We start from the raw sequence: 20,267 nt of genomic DNA on the forward strand, positions 1-20,267 counted from the left end.
TGTGATCCCACAAACCGCCGTATGCGTAGCTTGTGGAACGTTGTTCCATGCTAGTATTGGAACATTGTTCCATTCATGTCAAGACGAGCGATGCCCAGAAAAAACCCCAGCCCGGACAAAAGGGAAGACGCGTTATCACGCGAACGGATCATTGAAGCCGCCATCACCCTGCTCGATACCAGCGGCGAAAGTGGTCTGACTTTTCGGGCACTGGCCGATGCACTCGCCACCGGGGCAGGCGCCATCTATTGGCATATCGCCCACAAAAATGATTTGCTGACCGCGGTTTGCGACGCAGTCATTGCCCGTACCCTGCAAGCGGCCGGGGGTGCGGGTGCGGCGACGCCCCATGCCACCGTGCGGGCCATCGCGCTGGCGGTGTTCGAGGCCATCGACGCTCACCCCTGGGTGGGCTCTGCGCTGACGCAGGCACCGGGGCAGTTGCCCCATGTGCGATTGCTGGAACACATCGGCCAGCAGGTACGCCAGTTGGGCGTGCCGGAGGCAACGCAATGGGTGGTGGCCTGTACCCTGGTCAATTACATGGTGGGCGTCGGCGGCCAGAACGCCGCCAATGCCCAATTTGCCCGGCAAGAAGGCATTGAGCGGGACGGGTTTCTGGCCAGTATGGCCAATACCTGGCTGGCGCTCGACGCGGATGAGTTTGGCTTTACCCGCAGCATGGCCACCTGCTTGCGCACGCACGATGATCGGGCGGATTTTTTGACCGGGATTGATTTGATCCTGCGCGGGATTGCGACGGAAGACTGATACGCCGCCCGGCTAAACGCGTTCTGCTGACGGAAAACCATGCCGGCGGGAGCGCAAGGTCACAATCAGTGCGGGCAACAGCAAGGCTATCAAGGCAAACGGAAAGATCGTGGCGCCTTCGCGCTGCAACAACAAACCGCCGCCAACACCGGCCGCCGCCATGGCGATATTCCACACCGTCACGATCATGGACTGCGCCACCTCGGCCGCACTGCCTGCCGTTTTGGCCGATGCGGTCTGGAACAAGGTCGCCGCCCCGCCCCAGGCCAGCCCCCACACCGCAATGGCGCCAAACACCGTCACCGCACTGTGATTCCAGAACCCGAGCGCGCCTGCCGCCGCCAGAAACAGCACGGTGCTGGCCAGTACCAGTTGCCGCAGCCAGCGGTCGACCAGCAGCCCGACCACCCACACGCTGGCCAGTGCCACAATGCCAAAGGCCAGCAAGATCAGATCAACCCGGTCGGCCAGCCCGGACGGCACCAGAAACGGGGCGATGTAGGTGTACAAGAGGTTATGCGCCAGCACAAAGGTCAGCGTCACAAACAGGACGGCACGAATGCCGGGCAACATGAACACCTCTGCAATCGACCGCTGTTGCCCCGCTGTTTGCCCAGGGTAGTCCGGAATCCGCAGCCACATCCAGCCGGCCAGCCCAAGCGCAATCAGGCTCATGCCGCCAAAGGCAAACCGCCAGCCCGCATGAATACCCAGAAAGGTGGCCGCCGGAATACCCACCGACAGCGCCAGCGGAATACCCGCCATGACGATCGCCATTGCCCTGCCCTTGAGCTGATCGGGCACCAGCCGGGAGGCATACCCAGCCACCAGAGACCACAACAGCCCGGCAAATACGCCCGCAAAAAAGCGCGCCACCAGCGTCAGTTCATAGTGGCCGGACAACGCGGTCACGGCATTGGTGACGGCAAAGCCCAGAATGGCCACGGCCAGCAGCGGCCGCCGCCGCCAGCTTTGGGTAGCGGCCGTTAGCGGAATAGCGGTCAGCAAGGTGCCAAGGGCATACAGGCTGACCAACTGGCCGGCCAGGGCTTCCGACACCCCCAGCCCTGCGCTCATCTGGCGCAATAATCCGGCCGGTAAGGCCTCGGTCAACACGGTAATGAATGCCACCAGGGCCAGCGCCAGCAAGGCGGGCAAGGGCAAGCGGTCAGTGGATGGGGTTGTCGCAGACATGGTGTATCTCCTCCGAGGTTGCCAGGAAACAAGGTACGGATAGCCGGCATCAGGCCGCTTTACCGCTTGCCCTAACGATATGGGCCAGCGCCGTTGCGGACAATCAGGCTATAGTTCCTGACATATCGGACAAAAATGCTCAAATCATGGATAGCCTTGGTTCACTGAGTGCCTTTGTGCAGGCCGCAGACACCCGCAGTTTTACGGCCGCCGGGCGCAAGCTGGGCGTGTCTTCTTCGGCCATCGGCAAGGCGATAACGCGGCTGGAAGACAAACTGGGCGTGCGCTTGTTTCATCGCTCTACCCGCGCCATCACGCTCACCCCGGAAGGCGCATGTTTTCTGGAGCGCTGCCGCCGCATCTTCAGCGAGATCGAAGCCGCCGAGCAGGAACTGATGCACAGCCAGGAGGCACCGCGCGGCACCCTGCGCATCAGCCTACCGCTGGCCGGCATGCTGATGATGCCCACGCTGAGCGCCTTCATGCAACACTACCCGGAAATCGCCCTGGAGATCGACTTCAGCGACCGGCTGGTGGAGGTCATTGAAGAGGGTTTTGATGCGGTGATCCGCGCCGGTGAACTGAGTGACTCACGCCTGATGTCCCGCGTGCTGGGCACCTTTGAGTTATTGCTGGTGGCCTCGCCCGCCTATCTGGCACGCCAGGGTCTGCCCGCCACGCCGGCAGACCTGCAAGCTCATGTCTGCCTGCATCATCGCTTTGCCACCAGCGGCAAGCTGGAACCGTGGCCGCTGGCACAACCGGAATTACCGGTGTCCGCTGTGGTCAACACGATTGAACCGCTGATTTATATGGCAGAACAGGGCCTCGGCATTGCGTGCCTGCCCGACTTTTCCATCAGGCCGCAACTGGCGCAGGGCCGGCTGGTTCAGGTGCTGGCGGCGCATACCCGGCACTCGGGCACGTTCCGTTTGCTTTGGCCCTCCAGCCGGCATCTATCGCCCAAGCTGCGGGTATTTGTCGACTATATGTCGGCGCATTTGTTTGCGCGGCACCCCCAAGACGCGGCGTGATCCGCACGCCGCCGCGCGTAAACCACACAATGTGTCGCGCCGGCTGTCCCGTTTCACACAACGCTTGCTGATCACAGCGGCAAAACCGTCGTCCTGACCGGTTTTGTCGCTGGCACGCCTTCTGCTCAACAAGGGGTGATGCCGTGGATCACGGCGCCACCTGATTCTTGACGGAGACCACAGCATGGACCTGCAACTGGAAGGCAAACGCGCCATTGTGACTGGCGGTAGTAAAGGCATCGGCAAAGCCATTGCGCGGCAACTGGCGCGTGAAGGTGCAGACGTGGTGATTGCCGCACGCGGGCAATCAGACCTGGAGCGCGCGGCCAGAGAACTGGCCGGCGAAACCGGCCGCAAGGTAGTTGCGGTGGTGGCCGATACCGGCAATGCCGATTCGGTCAACGCCCTGGTCGCACATGCGGTGGAAGCGCTTGGGGGCGTAGACATTCTGATCAATGCCGCTGCGGTGCCCGGTGGCATCTCGCCCGCACGGAGCCTGGCAGAGGTTGTGGATGAAGAAGCCTTGCTGGACGTTGATCTGAAAGTGATCGGCTATCTGCGCACCGCCCGCGCGGTGGCGCCGCATCTGCAAGCCAATGGCTGGGGCCGCATCATCAATATTGGCGGCCTGGCGTTGTATCGCACCGGCCGGCCCATTGCCAGTTTGCGCAATGCCGGCGTGGCCGCGATCAGCAAAAACCTGGCGGATGAACTGGGGCCGCACGGCATCAGCGTGGTGACGGTCCACCCTGGTCACACCCGCACGGAGCGCACGGATGCCGAGGCCGAACGTACCGCATCCCGGCACAACACCATCGGCCGCATTGTAGATGCCAGCGAGATCGCAGACATCGTGGCTTTTCTGGCCTCGCCCCGCAGCACGGCACTGAATGGCGCGGTGCTGCCCGCCGGTGGCGGCATTCCGGGGGTGATCCAGTACTAGGCCGCGTGCGCTGGGGCCACAACGCGGTTTGATATTGCCAATTTTCCACCCCGCCAAAGCCCCAGCAATTAACAAACAAATTGATCTGTAAAAATCATTTGTAATTATTTTGTGGAATATAGAGTGCGGTGTAGGCTGGGCTCCTCTGTTTACTGATATGCCCCATGACAACACCGGACACCTCATCGCCCTTGCTCGCCCTGCGCCAGATTCGCAAGCGCTATGGCGCGACCGTGGCGCTGGATGGCGTGGATCTGACCCTGCATGCCGGTGAAGTATTGGCGCTGATGGGGGCGAACGGCGCGGGTAAATCTACCCTGGTCAAGATCATTGCCGGGGTAGAACGCGCCGATGCCGGCCAGGTGCTGTGGCAAAGTCAGCCGGTGACGTTTGGCTCGCCACGCGCCGCACTGTCTGCCGGCGTGGTCACGGTCCACCAGCAAACCAGCCAGTTGGGCGTGCCCGGTCTGACTGTGGCCGAGAACCTGTTGCTGGGCAAATTGTGCGATCCGGCCAGCCCGGTGCTGCAAAGCCCGCGCCAACTGCTGGCAGAAGCCGCGCGCGTGGCGGGAGACCTAGCGGGCGGCCTGCCCCTGACCGCGGATTTTGCCGACCTGACCACTGCGCAGCGCCAGCTACTGGCGCTGGCACGTGCCCTCTATGAAAACGCCCGCCTTGTCATTCTGGATGAACCCACTGCCAGCCTCTCCGCCCACGAATCCCGGCGCCTGTTTGCGGCGGTAGATCAACTGCGCGCCGCCGGGATTGCGGTGTTGTATATCTCTCACCGCCCGGCTGATCTGCGCCGCCTGGCAGACCGGGCCGTGGTCTTGCGCAACGGCCAGGTGGCGGGTGGTTTTGCCGCGCCGCTGGATCTGGATGCCGCCTTGCGCGTGCTGACGGGAGGTACGCTGCCGCTCCGCAGCAAGGCGCTCACGCCAACCGCACCCGGCCCGGTGCGCCTGCAACTGGACGCGGTCCGGCTGTTACCAGAGAGCCCGGCCATCAACCTGACACTGCGTGCCGGCGAAGTGGTGGCGCTGACCGGCAATCTGGGTGCTGGCAAAAGCCATTTGCTGCGCGTGCTGTTTGGTGCGGGCAGGTTGGCGAGTGGCCGGGTGCTGCTCAACGGCCAGCCGTGGCGGGCCCGCAATCCGGCGCAAGCCATTGCGGCTGGCGTCTTTATGGCGGCAGAAGACCGCTGGCGTAGCAGCTTTTTGCCGACGACCACGCTGGGCGCCACCCTGGCCGATCTGATCGCCCTGCCCCATCTGCCGCAGCTGTTCAAAAGCGGCTGGCTGGATCACACCGCGCTGGATGAACGCGCTATCAGCTGGATCGCCCGCCTGGGCATCCGCGCACCCGGCCCGCAGGCCACGCCGGATCAGTTGTCTGGCGGCAACCAGCAGAAGGTGGTGCTGGCGCGCTGGCAATCCATGCCCGCCCAGGTCTTGCTGCTGGATGAACCCTTTCAAGGCGTCGACATTGGCGCGCGGCACGATCTGGTCAACGCCATCCGCGCCAGTACCGACCGCGCCGTGCTCATTGCCACCAGCGATCTGGAAGAGGCCGTAGAAGTCGCTGACCGTGTGCTGATCATGGATCAGCACGGCATTTACGATCCTGGCCCGCTGCGTGACGGCGCATCGTTGCTGGATCACATCGAACAACTGGAACGTTTTGCTGGCCAGGCCAGCAACCCCGCTGAGGAAGCCCTTGCATGAACACCCAGACGCACCAGCTGCCGCAGCCGGTTTTCTCGCTCGCCCTGTTACGCCGCCATGCGCTGTTTTTGATCTTGTTGTTGCTGATCGCAGGCTTTGCCAGCAAAGAGCCGGCGTTTGTACAACCCGCCAATCTCTTGAGCATTTTGCAATCCACCTCGGTTGAAGCGCTGCTGGGGCTGGCCGTCACGGTGGCGCTGATTGCCGGCGGGTTTGATTTGTCGATTGGCGCAACCGCCTCTACCGCCCTGATTGCCAGCAGTTACGCCATGGTGGTCTGGCACTGGGGCGCCGTGCCTACCGTGTTGTTCGGGCTGTTGAGTGGCGCGGCGATTGGCCTGTTCAACGCCTTGCTGGTGGTGCGTCTGCGCATTCCGGATTTGCTGGCCACGCTGGGCACCATGTTCCTGCTGGGCGGGCTGCAACTGATCCCCACAGGGGGTCAATCCATCAGTACCGGATTGATGTTGCCGGACGGTAGCAGCGCCAGCGGCACTTTTGCCCCGGGCTTCCTGGCGCTGGGCCGGGCGCGGCTACTGGGTGTACCCGTACCGGTGATCATCGTTGCCGTGATTGCGCTGGCGTTGTGGTTGCTGATGCAGCGTACCCGCTGGGGCCGCGTGTTTTATGCCACCGGCGGCAACGAGCAAGCCGCCGCGCTGGCGGGCGCACCCACGGCGCGTTACCGCACGCTGGCCTATGTGCTTTCCGGCACGCTGGCGGCCCTGGGTGGCGTGATCATTGCCGCGCGGGTGGGTCGGGGAGATGTCTCGGGCGGCGGCTCGCTGTTGCTCGATAGTGTGGGCGCCACCTTGATCGGCTTTGCCGTACTGAACGCGCGCCGTCCGCACATTGTCGGCACCGTCGTCGGGGCCTTGTTTGTCGGGGTACTACTCAACGGCCTGACCATGCTCAACGTGCCGTTCTATACCCAGGATTTTGTCAAAGGGCTGGTGCTGGTTGGCGCACTGGCTCTCACTTTTGGCCCCGGTCGCGGCCGGGCCTGAAAACATCATCACCACACCATAACCACATCTTTGCAGGAGAGCAGCATGCGCACATCGTTCACATTGAAATCCCTGGCAGGTATTGCCGCACTGGTTGCCGGCCTGAGCGCCCACGCCGAGGGTTTGAAGGGCGCCCCCGCCCCGTTTGACAAAGGCGGCGTCAAGGTGGCCCTGGTGGGGTATATCTCTGGCGGGGATTTCTTCCGCGCTTTTGACAACGGCGCCCAGCGCCAGGCCAGTGCCCTGGGGATTGATCTGCGCGTATTTCCCGGCAAGGAAGACGCCGCCCTGCAACGTGACCAGATTCAGCAAGCCATCAACCTGGGGGTGAAGGCCATCATCATCAATCACGGCCAGCCGGAAGCGCTCAAGGATGTCGTCCAGCAAGCCGTCGACGCCGGTATCAAGGTCATTGCGTTTGATGTGAACCTGGATAACCCCAAGGTCACGCAGATTGAGCAAAGCGACAAGGACCTGGCCGAAGCCGTGCTGGGCCAGGCGCTGAAAGATAACGGCAAGGCCTTCAAGGCCGGCTATGTCTATGTCCCGGGCTTCGCCCCGCTTGATCGCCGCGATGCGGTGTGGAGCAGCGTCAAGAAGACCAATCCGGGCATTGTGGAAAAAGCCCGCTGGGGCACCGTTTCAGCCCCGGTGGCCACCTCGGTCGCCGCGCAAGCCAACGCCGCTTTGCGCGCCAATCCGGATATCACCGTGGTGTTTGCGCCGTGGGATGAATTTGCCCGTGGCACCAAGCTGGCCGCCACCGATCTGGGCAGCGGCAAGAAGCTGAAGATTTACAGCGCGGATGTCTCTACCGCCGATATTGCAGAAATCCGTGAAGCCGGCAGCCCGTGGGTGGCCACCGCCGCCACCAATCCGTCCGTGGTCGGCGCCACCAGCGTGCGCGCCGCCGCCCTGGCCGTGGCCGGTGCCAACCCGCCGCAACACATTGCCATCAAACCGGTCTTGATTACCCGCGCCGAACTGGATCAGTACGACATCAAAACAGTGGATGAACTGGCCAGCAAACTGCCTGCTTTTGGCCGTAGCGACGCCGCCCTGGCGGCATGGATTCCGGCCGTTCACTAATCCTTGTTCATTCATCCTGTTCACCCATCCAGCCCACCGGAGAACCTATCGTGAGCTTGCCCGTACCTGAGGGATACCAGACGCTGGATGACGCCCGCCTGCGCGCCTGGCTGGCGGGGTTGCCGCACCTTGCCGCAAAACTGGGTGGCGACAGCGCAGCCTGGCAGATTGAAGAAGTCGGTGACGGTAACCTGAACCTGGTGTTCCTGGTGCGTGGCCCGGCGGGTGGCGTGTGCGTCAAACAATCGTTGCCTTACGTGCGGGCGGCTGGCGAAAGCTGGCCCATGCCGCTGGAACGGGCGTTTTTTGAGCATCAGCACTACGCCATTGCCGGGCCGCACCTGGCCGGGCTGATCCCGCAAAGCTGGCATTACGACCCACGCTTGTTTGCCAGCGTGATTGAGCTACTCAGCCCGCACCGCATTTTGCGCCAGGAACTGGTGGCCGGCCACGCTTACCCGCAAGCGGCCCTTGCAGTGGCGGAGTTCGTCGCCCGCAGCGCGGTATTGACCTCTCCGCTCGCCCAGCCGTTTGAGACGGTGTTTGCACACAGCGCCGTGTTCTCCCGCAATGTCGCGCTGACCCGGGTCACGGCAGAACTGATCTTTGCCGATCCGTTTGAAGATCTGGTACGCAACCGCTGGACCACGCCCGAGCTGGACCATGCCGCCGCCGCCATCCGCAACCACGCCGCAGTGCGGGCCGCCGTGGCGCGGCTGGGCCATGCCTTCCTGACCCGCAAAGAAGCGCTGCTGCACGGTGATTTGCACACCGGTTCAGTCATGGTCAGCGCCGATGACACCCGCGTGATCGACCCCGAGTTTGCCGTATACGGGCCGGTCGGGTTCGATGCCGGTCTGTTCATGGCCAATCTCTTGATGGCCTGGTTTGCCCAGCCCGGCCACGCCACCGCCCAGGACAATCGCCAGGCCTTTGCCGACGGCATTCTGCAGCAGGTACGCCTGTTCTGGCAGCACTTTGCCCAGCGGTATGACGCGCTGTGGCAGGCGCACGCCAGCGGCGATGCCTGGCCGGCGCGGTTGTTTGACTCCCCCGCCACCGCAGCGGCATTTGCCACCGAACGCGCCGAGCGTATCCGCGCCGTGTTTGCCGATGCACTGGGCTTTGCCGGGGCCGAAATCATCCGTCGCATTCTGGGTTTTGCGCATAACCTGGATTTTGAAAGCATTGCCGACCGCCCCACGCGGGCAGCGGCAGAAGCGGCCGCATTACAACTGGCCGAGCATCTGTTGCTGCACAGCGCAGACATTGCGGACATCGACACGCTCCTGGCCCAACTCCGCCAGGACACGCCCAACCACACCCGTCTGGAGGCCGTGGCATGAGCAGCAGCACACAAGCAGTCCATGAGGCCCGACAGCAGGTGATCGCCGCCGGCCGTTTTGCCGCCGCACGCGGCTGGGTGCCGGCCACCAGTGGCAATTTTTCTGCACGGGTCGACGCCCATCATGCCGTCGTCACCTTGTCAGGCCGGGACAAAGGCCAGTTGACCGAGGCCGACCTGGCACTGGTCGCGCTGGCGGAACCCCTGCCCGCTGGCTTGTCCGCCGAAGCCCCGCTGCACATCGCCCGCTATCGGGCCGACCCCGCCATCGGAGCGATTTTTCATGTGCATGCGGTAAACGCCGCCGTGATCTCGCGCCGCCATGAGCAGCAAGGCGAGATCAAAGTGGCCGGCTGGGAACTGCTCAAGGCCTTTGCCGGCATTCACACTCACACCCAAAGCGTGCGGGTGCCGGTCTTTGCCAACAGCCAGGACATCCCCACCCTGGCCGGTCAGGTGGAACAACGTCTGCAGGATTTTCCGGCCGACGCACTGGCCCCCGGCTACTTGCTGGCCGGTCACGGTTTGTACGCATGGGGACGCAACGGTGCAGAAGCGCAGCGCCATCTGGAGGCGTTTGATGCCTTGCTGCAGTTACAGCTTGAATGGGAAAGGATCACCGCATGAGCCAACTTGATATCTATGCCGACGACGCCCCGCAAACGCGGCTGGCCAGCCTGACCGACGCCCGCGACATTGCCGGCGAACTGGCTCGTGTTGGCGTGGCGTTTGAACAATGGCAGGCCACCCACGCACTCACCGACGACGCCGACCAGGCCAGCATTCTGGCTGCCTATAGCGACGATATTGCCCGGCTGCGCCAATTGGGCGGCTATATCACCGCCGACGTGGTTAGCCTGCGTCCCAGCCATCCCGACCGCGCCACATTGCGGCAGAAGTTTCTGGATGAACACACCCACAGCGAGGACGAGGTACGGTTTTTCGTGGCCGGCAGCGGGGCGTTTTATCTGCACCTGCACCAGCGTGTATTCCAGCTGACCTGCGAAAAGGGGGATCTTCTGAGCGTGCCAGCCGGTACGCCCCACTGGTTTGATATGGGTCCCGAACCCCACTTCACCGCCATCCGGCTGTTTATTGATCCGGCCGGCTGGGTGGGGCACTTTACCGGCTCGCCCATTGCCCGCCAGTTTCCACGACATGGGGAATAACGTCTTGCAGGAACGCATCAGCAGCATCATTACCGATATAGAAGGCACCACCACGCCCCTGACCTTTGTGCGTGACGTGCTGTTCCCCTATGCCCGCCCGCGCCTGAGGCCATGGTTGCGAGAACACGCCCAGAGTCAAACCGCCAGCAGTGTGCTGGTCCAGGTGCAACAAGAAGTCGGCCAGCCCTTGAGCCTGGAACAAGCGATCTCCCGCCTGGAACAATGGAGTGACGAGGACCGCAAGATTGGCGTGCTCAAAACCCTGCAAGGTTTGATCTGGGAGGCGGGCTACGCCGATGGCAGCCTGGTTGCGCCGGTTTACCCGGACGTCTTGCCCGCGCTCACCGCCTGGCATGCTGCCGGCATCACGTTGGGTGTGTATTCATCGGGCTCGGTGGCGGCGCAGCACTTGCTGTTTGGCCACACCAATGAAGGCGATCTGCGCCCCTTGTTCAGTCACTGGTTCGATACCGAAACCGGCGCCAAGCAGGCGGTCGGGTCTTACCAGCGTATTGCCAGCCAGTTGGGCCACCCCCCCTCCACCCTGTTGTTCCTGTCTGATCACAGTGCAGAAGTCGCCGCCGCGCTTGCGGCCGGCTGGCATGCGCTGCTGATCACCCGCAACGACGCAGCGCTCCCCGCGCCCCCGTTGCCAGGGCAAACCCCGGTGGACTCCTTTGCCGGTATCCGCATCGACACTCCGGTCACACTCCACCTGGCCGGATAAGCCGCGCGGATCAGGCCAGCGCCGGTTCCCGCAAGCTCGCTAGGCCCGCATGGCTGGCCGGCACTACGCCGCGCTCCGTCACAATGGCGGTCACCAGCACGGCCGGGGTGACATCAAATGCCGGGTTCAGCGCCGCAGTGCCGTCAGGGGCCAACTGCACTGTGACCACTTCGCCCGCCTCGTTGCGACCGGAGATATGCGTTACCTCACGCGGGCTGCGCTGTTCGATTTCAATCTCGTGCACACCATCGACAATGCCCCAGTCCAGGGTACTCAGCGGTGCAGCAACGTAAAACGGAATGGCATGCGCTTGCGCCGCCAGCGCTTTGAGGTAGGTGCCAATCTTGTTGCAGACGTCACCCCGCGCGCTGATGCGATCCGCGCCGACAATGCAGACATCCACCTGCCCCTGCTGCATCAACAGGCCGCCCGCGTTATCGACAATCAAGGTTGCCGGCACGCCCCGCCCTGCCAGTTCCCACGTGGTCAAGCTGGCGCCCTGGTTGCGCGGCCGGGTTTCATCCATCCAGACATGCACCGGCACGCCAGCCGCATGGGCCTTGTAGATGGCGGCCAGTGCCGTACCCCAATCCACGCAGCCCAGGCGGCCAGCGTTGCAATGGGTCAGCACATTGAGCCTGGCCGGATAACCCAGCGCTTGCCAGCGCTGTTGCAAGAGGGCGGCACCATGCTCGCCAATGGCTTCATTGGTGTGCACGTCCGCTTGCGCCAGTTCATCCGCCAGCAACAAAGCGTGTTCTGCGCGTGCCGCCGGTGCCACCGTCGCCAGTTGCGCCGCCACGTGTTCCACTGCCCAGCGCAGGTTCACCGCCGTGGGGCGCGTGGCAATCAACGTTTGCACGGCCGTCGCCAGGCTGGCGTCATCGGCCGCCGCTTGCAGCGCCAGCGCCACCCCATAAGCCGCAGTCACCCCGATCAACGGCGCGCCGCGCACCACCATGTCCTGAATGGCCTGAGCCACCTCCGCCAGCGTGGTCAGTTGTTTCACCTGGGTGTGATGCGGCAGCCGGGTCTGGTCAATGACATGAACCACCTTGCCTTCTCGCCAGATGCTGCGGGATGAACCAATCATTTTTAGTCCAATAGAGAATATCAAACGCATCCAATATATCAGAAATTATCATTAACATGCCGCTGCAGCCAAAGCGCATTCAATAGATACGCCAGTCAAAAAAAACGGACTGCCTGCTGGCAGCCCGTTGTGCTGTGTCTGGTCAAGCGGATCAAACCTGCGCCATGCCGCCGTCCACAAACAGTTCCACACCATTTACGTAAGACGATTCATCAGACGCCAGGAAAACTGCGGCGCTGCCGATTTCAGCCGGTTGCCCCACGCGGCCCAGCGGTACTTGCGACGCCAGGTAATCCAGCAAGCCCTGCTGCTGCGCGGCATCGTTACCAACCAGTTCCACCAGCCCCGGAGTCTGGATCGGGCCGGGCGAGAGGGTGTTGATGCGGATAGCACGGCCCTTCAGGTCAAGAATCCAGCTCCGCGCCAGGTTGCGTACCGCCGCTTTGGACGCACTGTAGATGCTGAACGCCGCCGTACCCAGGACCGAGGTGGTTGAACCCGCCAGAATGACCGAAGCCCCGGTCGCCGCTTTATCCAGCAACGGCAATGCTTTTTGCACGGTGAAAATCACGGCTTTGACGTTGCGGGCAAAGATGTCATCCACGTGTTTTTCTGTCAGCTCCCCCAGCGGCAACATATCGCCGCCCCCGGCGTTGGCATACAGCACATCCAGCCGGCCGTGGCGCTCTTTGATCTGGGCGTACAGCTTGTCCAGATCGTCCGGCCTGGTGGAGTCTGCCAGGACGCCGTGGGCATTGGGGCCGATGGCGGCGACAGCGGCATCCAGTTCCGCTTTGCGGCGACCGGTGATGTAAACAACCGCGCCCTCGGCAGCAAATGCCTTGGCTGCGCCCAGACCAATCCCTGTGGTACCGCCGGTGATCACTGCAACTTTGTTAGCAAGACGATTAGCCATGATGTGCTCCTTGTTTCATGTGTGGTGAAGAGGTGAAGCCACTTTATTCAATTCGCTCCCATGGATAAACTAGCCAAAACTCATTTCATAATTTCCACTCATGAATAATCCCTACCATGGATAACCTCCTCGCCCTGCGCGTGTTTGTGCGGATTGTGGATGCCGGCGGCTTTGCCAAAGCCGCGGACGCCATGAACCTGCCGCGCGCCACCGCTACCAAGCTCATCCAGGACCTGGAAAAGCATCTGCGTGTGAAGCTTTTGCACCGGACGACACGTCAGGTCAGCGTCACGCCGGAAGGCGCAGCCTATTACGAACGGGCAGCCCGATTGATTGCCGAACTGGAAGAAATGGATGAGGCCGTTTCCAATGCCCGCGCACAATTGCGCGGGCGCATCCGCGTCGATGTGGGTTCGGTGCTGGCAAACCAGATCCTGATCCCCGCGCTGCCGGATTTGCGGGCCCGTTATCCGGAATTGCACGTCGACCTGGGCGTGAGCGACCGGCCGGTCAATCTGATCGGGGAAGGTGTAGATTGCGTGATCCGCGGTGGAGACTTGCCCGATACCTCGATGGTGGCACGCCATCTGGCAGATCTGGACTGGGTCACCGTCGCCAGCCCGGTCTACCTCAAAGCACGTGGTGAACCCACGCACCCGGATGACTTGCAGACGCAGCCGGCCCGCCCCGACGACACCGCACGCCTGCCAGGCCATGCCATCGCCGGCTATTTTTCATCACTTACCGGCCGGGCTTTTGCGCTGGAGTTTCACAAGGATGGCGAACGGCGTCTGGTCCAGGCCGATCCCGCCGTTGCCGTGAACGAAAGCACCGCACACCTGAGCACCCTTCTGGCGGGTGTCGGCATAGGCCAGACCTTCCGCTTTGCCGCGCAGCCCTGGCTGGACAACGGCCAGTTGCGGCAAGTCTTGCCAGACTGGACCCGCCCACATCACCCACTCCATTTGCTGTACCCGCTCAATCGGCACCGCAGCGCCAAGCTGCTGGCGTTTGCCGATTGGGCCCAGGGGGTGTTTGCGCCGTTTGACCGCAGAAAGGGTTGATCGGCAAAGGGACCGGCCATTTGCCGCTGCATCAGCATGAGTGGAACAACAAATAGACAAGATCAACGCGCAATCAATGCCGACCTAGCGCATCCTGCGAGCAAGCGAAAAGGACTTTGAGCGCCAGGAACGGCTGGCCGGTAGTCCCTGTCCCGCCGTGGCACCAACGTGATGCGCGTGATCGTTTTGCCGATCCCCAAACAACATCGTCACGTTGATCCGGTGGTTCTCGTATTCCGGTCTGAACGTGACTTTGTCCGTTGCATGAAAAAGATCGGAATTGAAGATGATGGCCCGGTTCTGGCGATACGGGATTCTTAAGGGCTCAGTTCTGGTCGCCCGCAAAAATGCGCGAATAACGTCGCTGCGGGAGTTATACGTGTCAAAGCCCCACCCAAGCGGCGCTTCGACACCGTGGACAACAAGCCCACCCCGGTCAGGTTCAAGATTGGCGTCGTCGGGTGTGATCCAGAAGTTCACATTCACGGCGGCGAAATCCGCGTGCGTGGTGACATCGGCGGGTAGACATTCCGTGTTCTTGAATGCCCATAACTGCCGAAGTGGATAACGATTTCCCAACAGGTTGGGAAACGCGCCTCTCACTTCCTCCGCAATCTGTATCAGGAGTGGACAGTTGAAGCCGTCATGAAAAAACGCCCCCAGCCGGCCGTGCGCATAGCGATTGCCGGTCCAGACCGTGGACTCCAGACAGTAAGCTCGCACCTCGCGAAGGGCGTCTGCGGTCAGGAAATTGTCGATCACGACCACGCCCAATGGCGCCGCATCGTAAGCGGCTTCGATTGCCGCACCATCCCACGTCAAGGACAAAGCCCGTTGCAAGCGGGGCGTTTCCCGTGTGTTGGCCATCAGATTGAAAACCGCACCGACTCGCTCGTAAAGTGGGCCATCAAGCGGCACTCGCCACGCGTGACCCGCCTTGAGTTCACGACTGATGGCTTCGTATTCTCCAATGACGGGGTCGAACTCCGCGCCAAGTACCCCAAGCGACTGCAGATAGCGGAACTGGGCTGCGTCGTGGACGAGTTTCGAGGCGGTCAGAAACCGGGGTTCAGGATGGAGTGGCAGCGGCCGCCCAACGAACTCTGCAGTTTGTGGCCGAATGGCGGTTCCCCAGCGGATTTCCGCCACGAGCTGAAGGCAGCGGCTTGCCAGCGCCAGTTCACCGCGCCGCATTGCCGCCGACGCCACACGCTGCAACCACTCCAGTTCACTCACCGCATCGACTGCGGCCTCGTAAAGCAGTGGCCTTAGCCGCGAAAGCTCACCATTTCGTATCCATTGCTCGGCCAGTGCCCGGTCGAACCGACGGTTTTGCACCGGCGAGGCAATTTCGGCGTAGGCACCCTGACTACGCATCGCCAGCCAACTCAATACCATTGAGCTCGCCAAGCTGTGCCAACTCCAGCGCAAACTGGTGTAGTGCATCAAGCGTGGGGCGGGCGTAAGTCGAGCCAATCAACCGGAAGCGCTCATCATCCGGGTCCTCCGGTTGTACCTGGAGCGTAGAAGCGGTCTCTGTTCGTGTAAAGGGTGATCGCGTGAACCCCGTCCCGGTCAGGGTAATGGGCGGCGAGGGAGGCGGTGGTGGCTGAGTTGTCGGGGGCAGGAATGTCTTCCATACCACCGCAGTCAAGGTCGAGCCACCTTGGGGGCCCGTGCCGTCATCGGTGCCATCGTTAGTGCCATCGTTAGTGCCGTCATTGGTTCCGTCATTGGTTCCGTCATTGGTGCCGTCATTAGTGCCGTCGTTGGTCCCATCGTTAGTGCCGTCGTTGGTCCCGTCGTTAGTGCCGTCGTTGGTCCCGTCGTTAGTGCCGTCGTTGGTCCCGTCGTTAGTCCCGTCATTGGTCCCGTCGTTGGTCCCATCCTCGGTCTCATCGGCGATTCGGCCACCCCGACTCCCCGGGAGGCCAAGAAAACCAGGGCTGAACAGAATATCGAGTAGTGGTTCTGCCGAGAGCATCAAGGATTGGCCCGTTGTTCGCTCGCTCATCAAGGCATAAAGGACATGGTGTCCCTTCGTCTCAATCAAGGCGGCACCAAAGTCCTGGAAAAACCGTGGCCGGCTCACCGTCTGGCCAAGGTTCTCGCGGCCATATCCGTGTAGCCACACAAGCAACGACCGGTTCGCAAAAACCGCGAATATCAGCCGGTTGCTTTCCTCCGCCTCCCTTGCCGGGATGGACCGCCCTTTCACGTATTCAGCAATGATCTGGGCCGGATCCGTCACAAACTGTTGCTGGAGCAGATAGTCATGCTCCATCGCTCTGAACAACGCATCAACGCGCCGCCCTTTTGCGATGCGCGCCAGTGCAGACTCCTTCGCACTCGTTGCAGTGGTATCAGTACTGATGGATCTTGTCACCGGGCACCTCCAATGAAAGCAGGTTAGAGGGAAAGGCGGCCTGGACCGCATGGCTAAGCCTAGGTGCTGACCCCAAGGATTCAAGAAAAATATCAATCAGATCAGATATCTGGGCGCCCTCTGACGCCAACCCCTTGCCGCTCTCGACGCAAAACCCGGGCGGGGCACCGTTCGTAACCGCGACACCTGCTCCTCTCGCAGATGTGCTACCCAAAACATCGCCAGCCCCAGGGTCGTGTCATTCAGCGTGTGCGCATCATCCCGGTCTCTTGTCAGCGCCAGCCAACAGCCATCCTGCTGAAATTACGGGCAAAGTTGCCGGTTTGCAGGGCATCGGTTACGATCCAGGCCCCTTTTCCGTGCTGCCGTCGCCGTTATGTCCTCCTTGCCCCCTGCGCCCGCTGGCGCCCCTCGCTACGCTGAACTGGAAAGCCTGCGCGGGCTGGCGGCATTGCTGGTGGTGCTGTTTCATGTTCCCGGCTGGAATAGCGCATTGCATGATGTCGCAATCATCCGCAACGGCGCGCTGATGGTGCAGTTGTTTTTCGTCTTGTCCGGCTTTGTGATGTACACCGCGTATGGTCAGAAATTGCAGTCCGGCGGCGCGGTGCTGCGCTTTCAGTTGTTGCGGCTGGGGCGCTTATACCCGGTGCATCTGGTCATGCTGGCCGCGTTTGTGCTGATGGAGTTTCTCAAGGCACCGTTGCTGCAAATGGGTTATGACCTGGGCACCCCGTTTGTCTCTAACACCTGGCATGCCTTCTTCCAGCAACTGTTGCTGATCCAGGCCATTGGCCCGCATAACGCCGGTTTCACTTTTAACGGGCCCGCGTGGTCAATCAGTGTGGAGTTTTATACCTACCTGCTGTTTGCGGGGGTGGTGTGTCTGCTACCGCGCATCAAACTGTGGGTCTGCGCCGTGTTGGCAACGGCGGCCATGTACATGATGTGGGCCAAAATCGGCGCGGATTACATCAACCTGGTGTGGTGCGTGGCCGGGTTCTTCCTGGGCTGTCTGATTGCCGCGCTGGTTCAGGCACGCGCCCCCGCCCTGCCAGCCTTTACCCCGTGGTTGGCCCTGGCTTTGTTACTGGCGTTTTTGCAGTTTAACCACAGCGTGCGCAACGATGTGGCGATCTTCCCGCTGGCCGGCTTGCTGATTCTGGGCATTGTCTGCGGCCGGCCGGGCGTGTTTCAGCGCGTGCTGCGCGCGCGGGCGCTGCAATGGCTGGGCCAGCATTCTTATGCCATCTATATGGTGCATTCCTTTGTGCTGTATCTGCTGTTTCTGACTTTGTTTTATGGCCTCCCAGACCGTCTCCCGGATGATGGCAGCAACTTGCCGCATCTCTATCTGGGTGAAGCGCTGCTTGTCTATCTTGTCTTTCTGGCCATCACCCTGGGCGCGGCAGTCTTGTTGCATCGCTACGTTGAAACGCCCTGGCGCACCCGCAGCCGCAAATGGGTGCAGCGCGAGGCCGCCCCGTGGTGGGCGCTGGGGACGTTAGCGCTGTTGTACGGTATGCAATACCTGAGCCGGTAATTGCACGGCTGCTTCATGCTTTGTTGACCCTCCTGCTTTAGAGAACTCTTGCTGCACCGCACATGACAATTGACTTTGTCATGAATTGATAAATACAATTGTTGTATAAATCAACGCAGGAGCCAGCATGCTTCCCTACCTTGGCCACAATCTGGCGCACATCGTTAACCTCAAGCGCCGCCGGCTGGACAGTTACCTGCAAAGTGCCGGGATCACCCGACCGCAGTGCCAGGTGCTGCTCATGCTGCATGTGCATGGCGACGGCACGCAGAAAAGCCTGCTGGGCCGGCTGGATATGGACCCGGCACAACTGGCCAGAACGCTGGATGCACTGGAAAAAGACGGCTACGTATCGCGCCGCCCCTGGCAGGAAAACCGCCGCTGCATGTTCGTCGAAATGACCGAGCGCTGCCGCAACGAGCGGATGCCCGCCTTGCTTGCAGCCATGAACAGCGTAGAGGCGCAGTTGTTTAGCGGCTTCAGCAAAGACGAACTTGCGTTGATGCACACCATGCTGACCAGGATGCAAGCCAACCTGCAGCCCGACGAGGATCAATAAATGACCAATAACACACTCTCTCTGGCGCCCGGGCAGCAGAAGCGCTTGCTGGCTGTACTGTTACTGCTGATGCCGCTGTTCGGGATGGCCGTCGACCTGATCGCACCATCATTACCGGCCATGGCCGTGGCGCTGGGCCAATCCGACGGCGCCGTCAAAAACCTGATCAGCCTGTATCTGCTGGGTTACGCGCTGGGTAACTTCTTTTCCGGCTTTTTGACCGATGCCTGGGGGCGCCGCAAATTGCTGCTGGGCGGCATGGCCGGGTTCGTACTGATCAGCCTGCTGCCCTTGTGCTGGCCCACGCTGCCGGTGCTGCTGGCTACCCGGCTGATTCAGGGTTTGATGGTGGGCACCATTTCGGTCGTGGCGCGCTCCATCTTTCCGGACGTACTGGAATCGCATGAACTGGTGAAGATTGGCGTGCTCTCCGGCAGCATGTTCGGCCTTGGCCCGATCATCGGACCGGTCCTGGGTGGTTATCTGCAGGTGTACGCGGGCTGGCAGGCTTGCTTTGTGTTCTTTGCCGTCTCCATGACGCTAATGTGGCTGCTGGTCGTCTTTCTGGTACCGGAAACGCATTTTCGCCGCCACCCACTGGCCTTGCCCACCATCCGCCGTAATCTGGCAGAGGTCATCCGGCATCGGCAATTTATGGGCATGGTGATACTGATGGGGGCCATTTATTCGATGAGCATTGCCTTCAACACCGTCGGCCCCTTCATTATCCAGAGCGCCTGGCATTACTCCCCCATCATGTTTGGCCACATTGCCTTTGGGCTAGGCTGCGTATTCATGCTCGCCACCTTTGTTTGCCGCTACATGGTCAAGCGGTTTCCGGTTGCGCGTGTGCAGCACGTCATGACCAGCCTTTTGCTGGCCGTGGTACTGGTGGGGCTTGGGTTCTCGCAATTCTGGCCAGAAAGCCTGCCCCTGTTGTGCGGCATCAGCGCCTTGATGTTCTTCGGCCAGGGAATGTTGTTCCCCATGTCCATGGGTCGCGGCTTGTCTTTGTTCCGGCATATTGCCGGCACCGCCACCGCGCTGATGTTCTTGATCAACATCCTGATCACCAGCGTGACCTCCTTCCTGCTAAGCCTGTTGTCGGTACACAGCGCGCCAGCACTATTGGTGGTCTACCTGATCCTGGCGCTAATCTGTTTCTTTGCCAACCGCTTGCTTATCCAGCCGGGGGAACAAGCGCTTGTGCAGAAGGCTGCGTGATATGCGATATAGCCTCACAATTCAGGCTGCCTTGACCAGGTTTTTCTGAATAACCCGGAAAACAAAAAACCCCAGAAGCGTTGATTCTTCTGGGGTTTTGAGCCTTCCTAAGGCAACTTTGGAAGGGAATCTGGTGCCGAGGTCGGAAACTAAAATCTATAAATACAGCCAAACTTTGTCATCTTGGGACAATTTTGGGACACTATTTCCACCCGGATGGATGTCCGACACAGCTCGGTGCGATTCCGTATAAAGGAACCAAACTCCCCCCCAAGACTATCGAAAGCGTGGTAGCGACTAGAGATCCGGTTCTGATCGAAGGCAAGCACTAAGCTGCTATTCCTCACGTCGGCACAACACAGCTCTCTTCCGAACGCGAGAAAGAAGACGCACACTACACCATCTACCAACGACACAGTGATTGGAGATACAATCCGGCGGCGCCACTTGGCTATCTGTCGGCTCGGAGAGTCCCACAC

Annotated in this window: 19 protein-coding genes; 14 read left to right on the plus strand and 5 right to left on the minus strand. The window is 61.4% G+C overall.

Annotated features, from left to right (window positions below):
* Nucleotides 1–90: 90 nt before the first annotated feature.
* Nucleotides 91–771, plus strand: coding sequence for a TetR/AcrR family transcriptional regulator (locus HNQ50_RS09280; protein ID WP_184099825.1), 681 nt, complete (start codon nucleotides 91–93; stop codon nucleotides 769–771).
* Nucleotides 772–783: 12 nt separating this feature from the next.
* Here HNQ50_RS09280 and HNQ50_RS09285 read toward each other — a convergent pair whose 3' ends face one another.
* Nucleotides 784–1,965: an MFS transporter gene (locus tag HNQ50_RS09285; RefSeq protein WP_184099827.1), complete on the minus strand. Its 1,182-nt coding sequence runs from the start codon at nucleotides 1,963–1,965 to the stop codon at nucleotides 784–786.
* 146 nt (nucleotides 1,966–2,111) lie between these two features.
* Here HNQ50_RS09285 and HNQ50_RS09290 point away from each other — a divergent pair, with 146 nt between their 5' ends.
* The 9 genes from HNQ50_RS09290 (at nucleotide 2,112) to mtnC (ending at nucleotide 11,003) form a co-directional block, all read left to right on the plus strand.
* Entirely contained in the window at nucleotides 2,112–2,999 is an 888-nt protein-coding gene (locus HNQ50_RS09290; protein WP_184099829.1) for a LysR family transcriptional regulator, read from the plus strand.
* Nucleotides 3,000–3,183: 184 nt separating this feature from the next.
* Nucleotides 3,184–3,942, plus strand: a complete 759-nt coding sequence (locus tag HNQ50_RS09295; RefSeq protein WP_184099831.1) for an SDR family NAD(P)-dependent oxidoreductase — start codon at nucleotides 3,184–3,186, stop codon at nucleotides 3,940–3,942.
* 164 nt (nucleotides 3,943–4,106) lie between these two features.
* Complete coding sequence (locus HNQ50_RS09300) at nucleotides 4,107–5,666, plus strand: sugar ABC transporter ATP-binding protein (RefSeq protein WP_184099833.1); 1,560 nt, start codon at nucleotides 4,107–4,109, stop codon at nucleotides 5,664–5,666.
* Complete coding sequence (locus HNQ50_RS09305; RefSeq protein ID WP_184099834.1) at nucleotides 5,663–6,673, plus strand: ABC transporter permease; 1,011 nt, start codon at nucleotides 5,663–5,665, stop codon at nucleotides 6,671–6,673. The genes HNQ50_RS09300 and HNQ50_RS09305 overlap by 4 nt, the downstream gene beginning before the upstream one ends.
* 45 nt (nucleotides 6,674–6,718) lie before the next feature.
* On the plus strand, nucleotides 6,719–7,762 hold the full coding sequence (locus tag HNQ50_RS09310) for a substrate-binding domain-containing protein (RefSeq protein ID WP_184099837.1): 1,044 nt from the start codon (nucleotides 6,719–6,721) through the stop codon (nucleotides 7,760–7,762).
* Nucleotides 7,763–7,812: 50 nt separating this feature from the next.
* The gene (gene mtnK / locus HNQ50_RS09315; protein WP_184099839.1) at nucleotides 7,813–9,108 is read left to right on the plus strand and encodes an S-methyl-5-thioribose kinase; all 1,296 of its coding nucleotides are present in this window, start codon (nucleotides 7,813–7,815) and stop codon (nucleotides 9,106–9,108) included.
* Nucleotides 9,105–9,734, plus strand: coding sequence for a methylthioribulose 1-phosphate dehydratase (mtnB, locus tag HNQ50_RS09320; protein ID WP_184099841.1), 630 nt, complete (start codon nucleotides 9,105–9,107; stop codon nucleotides 9,732–9,734). Before mtnK ends, mtnB begins: the two co-directional genes overlap by 4 nt.
* Complete coding sequence (locus tag HNQ50_RS09325) at nucleotides 9,731–10,276, plus strand: 1,2-dihydroxy-3-keto-5-methylthiopentene dioxygenase (protein WP_184099843.1); 546 nt, start codon at nucleotides 9,731–9,733, stop codon at nucleotides 10,274–10,276. The genes mtnB and HNQ50_RS09325 overlap by 4 nt, the downstream gene beginning before the upstream one ends.
* Entirely contained in the window at nucleotides 10,245–11,003 is a 759-nt protein-coding gene (mtnC, locus tag HNQ50_RS09330) for an acireductone synthase (protein WP_184099845.1), read from the plus strand. Before HNQ50_RS09325 ends, mtnC begins: the two co-directional genes overlap by 32 nt.
* Before the next feature lie 10 nt (nucleotides 11,004–11,013).
* Here the strand turns inward: mtnC and mtnA are convergent, their stop codons facing one another.
* Both mtnA and HNQ50_RS09340 read right to left on the minus strand, forming a co-directional pair.
* Nucleotides 11,014–12,096: an S-methyl-5-thioribose-1-phosphate isomerase gene (mtnA, locus tag HNQ50_RS09335; RefSeq protein WP_221303101.1), complete on the minus strand. Its 1,083-nt coding sequence runs from the start codon at nucleotides 12,094–12,096 to the stop codon at nucleotides 11,014–11,016.
* Nucleotides 12,097–12,247: 151 nt separating this feature from the next.
* On the minus strand, nucleotides 12,248–13,012 hold the full coding sequence (locus HNQ50_RS09340; protein WP_184099848.1) for an SDR family NAD(P)-dependent oxidoreductase: 765 nt from the start codon (nucleotides 13,010–13,012) through the stop codon (nucleotides 12,248–12,250).
* Nucleotides 13,013–13,128: 116 nt separating this feature from the next.
* On the opposite strand from HNQ50_RS09340, the gene HNQ50_RS09345 reads away from it, so the two are divergent.
* Complete coding sequence (locus HNQ50_RS09345) at nucleotides 13,129–14,076, plus strand: LysR family transcriptional regulator (protein ID WP_184099850.1); 948 nt, start codon at nucleotides 13,129–13,131, stop codon at nucleotides 14,074–14,076.
* A gap of 84 nt (nucleotides 14,077–14,160) precedes the next feature.
* Here HNQ50_RS09345 and HNQ50_RS09350 read toward each other — a convergent pair whose 3' ends face one another.
* A complete protein-coding gene (locus HNQ50_RS09350; protein ID WP_184099852.1) occupies nucleotides 14,161–15,474 on the minus strand; it encodes a hypothetical protein in 1,314 nt (437 codons plus the stop codon).
* Nucleotides 15,446–16,462, minus strand: a complete 1,017-nt coding sequence (locus tag HNQ50_RS09355) for a hypothetical protein (RefSeq protein WP_184099853.1) — start codon at nucleotides 16,460–16,462, stop codon at nucleotides 15,446–15,448. The genes HNQ50_RS09350 and HNQ50_RS09355 overlap by 29 nt, the downstream gene beginning before the upstream one ends.
* Before the next feature lie 376 nt (nucleotides 16,463–16,838).
* Here HNQ50_RS09355 and HNQ50_RS09360 point away from each other — a divergent pair, with 376 nt between their 5' ends.
* The 3 genes from HNQ50_RS09360 to HNQ50_RS09370 all read left to right on the plus strand — a co-directional run bounded on the left by HNQ50_RS09360 (nucleotide 16,839) and on the right by HNQ50_RS09370 (nucleotide 19,788).
* Nucleotides 16,839–18,005, plus strand: a complete 1,167-nt coding sequence (locus HNQ50_RS09360; protein ID WP_184099855.1) for an acyltransferase family protein — start codon at nucleotides 16,839–16,841, stop codon at nucleotides 18,003–18,005.
* Nucleotides 18,006–18,132: 127 nt separating this feature from the next.
* Nucleotides 18,133–18,564, plus strand: a complete 432-nt coding sequence (locus HNQ50_RS09365) for a MarR family winged helix-turn-helix transcriptional regulator (protein WP_184099857.1) — start codon at nucleotides 18,133–18,135, stop codon at nucleotides 18,562–18,564.
* Complete coding sequence (locus HNQ50_RS09370; RefSeq protein WP_184099859.1) at nucleotides 18,565–19,788, plus strand: Bcr/CflA family efflux MFS transporter; 1,224 nt, start codon at nucleotides 18,565–18,567, stop codon at nucleotides 19,786–19,788.
* The last annotated feature ends 479 nt before the right edge of the window (nucleotides 19,789–20,267 follow it).

The organism is Silvimonas terrae, assembly GCF_014202765.1.
Lineage (GTDB): Bacteria > Pseudomonadota > Gammaproteobacteria > Burkholderiales > Chitinibacteraceae > Silvimonas > Silvimonas terrae.